Raw genomic sequence first — 4601 nt, 5'->3', positions numbered from 1 at the left:
GGAGTAATCAAGGAATGATGGTGCTCGCGCCAGGCGTAAACACCGCGGTATCAGGTGCACGGAGTGAATGGACTCTGGAATGCGGAAACTCCTCGGCTTTCGGGGAGTACGCGGCGATTGCCATACTACCGGTAAATGACAAACGCCAACCCACTGGTGAGGCTGCACTATTCCAGACTACACAGTCATGGATGGAGTGGAGCGGCGACCAAGCGAAGGTTGGTTGTAAGTTGAACCTGTCAGCCCTCCCGCCCGGCAGCGATCGGGTGCTTCTTATCGCGTACACATTTTCCGCAGCCGGCCCGGTAAGCGAGCTTCGTTCGTTGCATTTGCTTGTGGACGAACAGATCGAATACCGATTGGACCTTCACGATAACGGTGAAGCGGCGATCATCATCGGCGAGTTCTACATCCGTAATCAGCAATGGAAGTTTCGTGCCCTAGCTGAGGGTTCGGCTTATGGGTTGGCAGCCCTTGGGCGTCGGATTGGCATCGATATCAATGACGCTCATCCCAAAGGGCGCAGTCGTACAGGTGATCCTGATCGATCGCGCACGGGAGCAACCGGTACCGGCTTCGCTGTTTCGCAGAACCATGTGCTCACCTGTGCCCACGTAATCGAGGGTATGAGTGAGATATCTATTTCCTCCTTTGAGGGTCGTTATCGTGCGGAGCCAGTCGTAATCGATCAGCGTAACGACATCGCTCTCCTCAGAGTCATGGAATCCCCCACATTGAAACCAGTGTCCTTCAAAAAGGGCTTTGGCTGTGACCTAGGCGAATCTGTTGTTGCTTTGGGTTTCCCGTTGTCAGGTTTTGCCGGCGGCGGTGTGCACGTTACCCAGGGTGGTGTGTCGGCGTTGTTTGGCCTCCACAACGATTCAAGCCTTTTGCAATTTACCGCGGCCATTCAACCAGGCTCTAGCGGATCTCCCTTGTTTGATTCATCAGGTGCCGTAGTCGGTTTGGTCACGTCGACAATGCCTGATGCTCAAAATATGAATTTTGCGGTTAAGGCGTCGTTGCTCCTCTCCTTTCTGGATGCGTGCCGCGTCGATGCACCTCAAACATCCAACAGCAAGACGTTCACCACTGCTGAATTAGCTCGCTCGGCCCAAGCATCTATGTGGCGCGTCGAAGCCAAGAATTTTTAGCCCCTATTTTGACTTGAAAGCTGCGGACGAGACGTTAGGTTATCGACCTCACGCTAACCTAGGAATTTGTTTCATGGAAAGTAACGCAGTAACAAAAGCGCTAAGCGCACAACTGATGCGCGGGCGTCTCGATGTCACCGTCGATGCCTCACAGATCGACCCGGGCTCATTGTTCGGTTTCGCCGAGCGCCGTAATCCCAAGCGTGCGTTTCTATTCGTGTCCAAAGTACTGGGCCGCCATATCCCTGTGCGTCCTTCGATCATGAACGCGAGCTTTCACAGTCTCGCGGCGCAAATACCTGAAGATCTGCCAGGGCCTGTGCTCGTTATCGGCATGGCGGAAACAGCAGTTGGCTTGGGTGCCGGCGTACATCGTGCCTTCAGCGCGACCCGCCCTGACACCGTCTACATGGTCAGCACACGTCACCCGACGGGCAATGAATTGTTCGCCCGTTTTGAAGAAGAGCATAGCCACGCCAGCGCTCATCTCATTCATCTGCCTGTCGATCCCGATGTTCGGGAAATGATGTTGAATGCCCGTTCGCTGGTGCTGGTCGACGACGAAGCCTCCACCGGCAAAACTTTCATCAATCTTCACCGTGCGCTGGTCGATGCCGGCCTGACCCAGGTCGAGCGCGTGGTGACGTGCGTACTGACGGATTGGTCCGGCGATGCTGTTCGCAAAACCATTGGGGACTCGGCACATCAGGTATCGCTGTTGCAGGGTTCGTACACCTTCCACGAGGACGCTGAGGCGCCGCTACCGGAAATGCCGGCCGTTGGTACCATCGAGCCTGGTGAGTGGCCGTTGATGGCGGAGAGTGACTGGGGGCGTCATGGTATTCGCGTCGTAGAAGACACCCTGGCTCTGGACCTGAACGTCAAAGCAGGTGAGCGCGTACTTGTGGTCGGTACCAGTGAATTCGTCTGGCGTCCATTTCTGCTCGCTGAACGCTTAGAGCGTGCTGGCGCAGATGTGCATTTCAGTTCAACCAGTCGCTCGCCAATCGCTCTGGGCCATGCCATCGGTCACGTGTTGTCGTTCGCGGACAACTACGGTCTCGGTATCCCCAACTTCCTCTACAACGTGAGCCCCGGACAGTTTGATCGCGTCCTGATTTGCTCGGAAACACCTGTGCAGGCTGTGTCCGCCTCGCTGATTGAATCCCTGAACGCGGAGGTGATTGTCGATGGTCAATAAGCGCCCCCTCGCCCTGGTCGATCTCGACGACACCCTGTTCCAGACTGCTCGCAAAATGCCAGAAGGTTTGCCGCGGGTCACTGCGACTCTCGATATCGAGGGTCAACCCAATGGCTACATGAGCACTGTCCAACATTCCCTTGCCCATTGGCTCCTATCCACAACCGACGTGATCCCAGTTACAGCGCGCAGCGTTGAAGCATTCAGTCGTGTGCAACTGCCTTTCATGCACGGTGCCGTCTGCTCCCATGGCGGCGTGATCCTTGGTCCTGATGGAAAGCTTGACGAGGAATGGCAAGCACGCATGAGCGATGTTCTTGCTGACTATCAGGCTCGCTTGCCAGGCCTCAGTGAAGCAACCCTCGCCATTGGTAAGGAGCTTGGCATTTCCTTGCGCGGATGGGTTGTCGAGGAAGAAGGCCTGCGCCACTACGTGGTGACCAAGCACAACGAATCCAACGATGAAGTCCTGCAAACGGTACTCGCGGAAGTACAGGCTCGCGGTTTACTGGAAGGGATGCACATCCACGGAAATTCCAACAACCTCGCGTTCTTGCCGCTGGGCCTGTCGAAGGAAGTGGCCGTTCAAGAATTGTTGCGCCGTGATCGTGAGGCCAATGGTGAGCGTCCTGTGCTGGGCTTTGGGGACAGCATCACTGACCTCGGTTTCATGCAGGAGTGTCATATGTGGGCGACCCCTGCGCGTAGCCAATTGGCCAAGCTGGTTGGGGTGAAAATCCATGACTAAGGCCGTTGCGGGTCTGGTTACCGTAGGGAGCGGCAGCTATGCAGCAGATGATGTTCAGTTTCTGCTGCAGGCCGTTCAGATGGAAACCACTGATGTCTTGGAGAAGGAGCGTCTGATTCAGTCGAAGCAGAAGCACTACTCCGAAATGATCAGCCTGGAGAGTGCGCCGACTGACGTGCATAAAGCCCTATACGAGCGCGCACTTGAACAAAACGGTACCCGCATGGCCATGGACGTTCAGTCCCTGGCGCTGGCGCTGAGCGAGGCATGCACGGGTCCGTCAATTGTTCTCGTGTCTTTCGTTCGTGCTGGCCTGCCGCTCGGCGTGTTGTTGCGTCGGGCCCTGCTCGACATGGGTCGAGATGCGCACCACTACGGAATCAGCATCGTTCGGGATCGGGGGATAGATAAGGTCGCCCTCGAAGCCATCATTCAGGCACATGGTGCCGAGAACATCGTCTTCGTCGATGGCTGGACAGGGAAGGGCGCTATCTCTGGTGAGATTCAGCGCAGCCTCAATGGCGACTCACGCTTTCCTGAGGAACCTCGGCTTGTTGTGCTGGCAGATCCCTGCGGCCGGGCGTGGTTGTCCGCGTCGGCTGAAGACTGGGTTATCCCCTCCGGCATCCTTGGTGCGACGGTGTCTGGTCTGGTTTCGCGCTCCATCTGGCCCGCGAATGGAGGCCTGCATGGTTGTGTGGTTTACGACCATCTGCGTGAGCACGATTTAACCCGCGAGTTCATCGAGCAGATCGACGAGAAGCGAAAGGCGCTGGGGGCGGTTCCTCAAGCCTCGCCATGGACCGACACCCAGCGTTTTGAATTGCAGGGTGCAGCTGCGCACGTAGTCAAGTCGCTGGCCTCCCAGTTCGGCATTACCAATCTCAACCGAGTAAAGCCAGGTATTGCCGAAGCAACCCGCGCGGTACTGCGTCGCGTACCGGATCACGTCTTGGTTCGCAGCCGTAGCGACAGCGATGTTCAGTTGCTCATGCACCTGACTGAGGGCGCTGGGGTGGCTGTGGAAGAGGTCGGTGCTGCATTGGGCCCTTACCGGGCGGTTACCATCATTCGGAGTGTGAGCTGATGAAAGTCCTTTCTCCTTATGCCCTGGGGGCAACGCTCTACATGCCGGCCACACGTGCGGATCTGCTGGAAGTGGTTTTCCGCACAAAACTGCCTGAACTGCGTTCTCTGGTTGTTTGCTTGGAGGATGCGGTCGCGGAAATTGACGTCGACACGGCGTTGAAAAATCTGCATGGCCTGTTGACCGCGATCAACGAGCGCGGTGGGCGTCCGTCTGATGGTCCGCTGCTGTTTGTTCGCCCCCGAGACTCGGTGATGGCTGCCGTGCTGAATGAATGGCCAATAATGGCCCACGTCGATGGGTTCGTTGTGCCGAAATTGACCCTGCGCAACCTTGGAGATTGGGAACAGGCCGTTACAAACCCGGCGCTGTACCTCATGCCGACGCTGGAAACTACAGACGTGTTCAACC

5 protein-coding genes are annotated in these 4601 nt (G+C 56.8%); all 5 read left to right on the top strand.

The window, feature by feature from the left end; all coding sequences use genetic code 11:
* Window positions 1–14: 14 nt before the first annotated feature.
* Complete coding sequence (locus FQ182_RS29355) at window positions 15–1154, top strand: trypsin-like peptidase domain-containing protein (RefSeq protein WP_042561217.1); 1140 nt, start codon at window positions 15–17, stop codon at window positions 1152–1154.
* Window positions 1155–1227: 73 nt separating this feature from the next.
* Window positions 1228–2355 (top strand): phosphoribosyltransferase domain-containing protein, encoded by a 1128-nt coding sequence (locus FQ182_RS29350; RefSeq protein WP_042561216.1) that lies wholly within the window; start codon window positions 1228–1230, stop codon window positions 2353–2355.
* The gene (locus FQ182_RS29345; protein WP_033896472.1) at window positions 2345–3103 is read left to right on the top strand and encodes a hypothetical protein; all 759 of its coding nucleotides are present in this window, start codon (window positions 2345–2347) and stop codon (window positions 3101–3103) included. The genes FQ182_RS29350 and FQ182_RS29345 overlap by 11 nt, the downstream gene beginning before the upstream one ends.
* Window positions 3096–4190: a cysteine protease StiP family protein gene (locus tag FQ182_RS29340; protein WP_042561215.1), complete on the top strand. Its 1095-nt coding sequence runs from the start codon at window positions 3096–3098 to the stop codon at window positions 4188–4190. The genes FQ182_RS29345 and FQ182_RS29340 overlap by 8 nt, the downstream gene beginning before the upstream one ends.
* On the top strand, window positions 4190–4601 hold a 412-nt coding region (locus tag FQ182_RS29335; protein ID WP_178114555.1), incomplete at its 3' end, for an HpcH/HpaI aldolase/citrate lyase family protein. The genes FQ182_RS29340 and FQ182_RS29335, both read left to right, overlap by 1 nt.

Origin of the sequence: Pseudomonas sp. ANT_H4 (genome assembly GCF_008369295.1) — a bacterium.
Classification (GTDB): domain Bacteria; phylum Pseudomonadota; class Gammaproteobacteria; order Pseudomonadales; family Pseudomonadaceae; genus Aquipseudomonas.
Note: the sequence above shows the minus strand (reverse complement) of the source record. Positions and strands in the feature narration are given on the sequence as shown.

What these genes read in the sequence shown, in the direction of transcription:
- FQ182_RS29355 (WP_042561217.1), top strand. Translation starts at nt 15, where the DNA reads ATGATGGTGCTCGCGCCAGGCGTAAACACCGCGGTATCAGGTGCACGG.
- FQ182_RS29340 (WP_042561215.1), top strand. Translation starts at nt 3,096, where the DNA reads ATGACTAAGGCCGTTGCGGGTCTGGTTACCGTAGGGAGCGGCAGCTAT.
- FQ182_RS29350 (WP_042561216.1), top strand. Translation starts at nt 1,228, where the DNA reads ATGGAAAGTAACGCAGTAACAAAAGCGCTAAGCGCACAACTGATGCGC.
- FQ182_RS29345 (WP_033896472.1), top strand. Translation starts at nt 2,345, where the DNA reads ATGGTCAATAAGCGCCCCCTCGCCCTGGTCGATCTCGACGACACCCTG.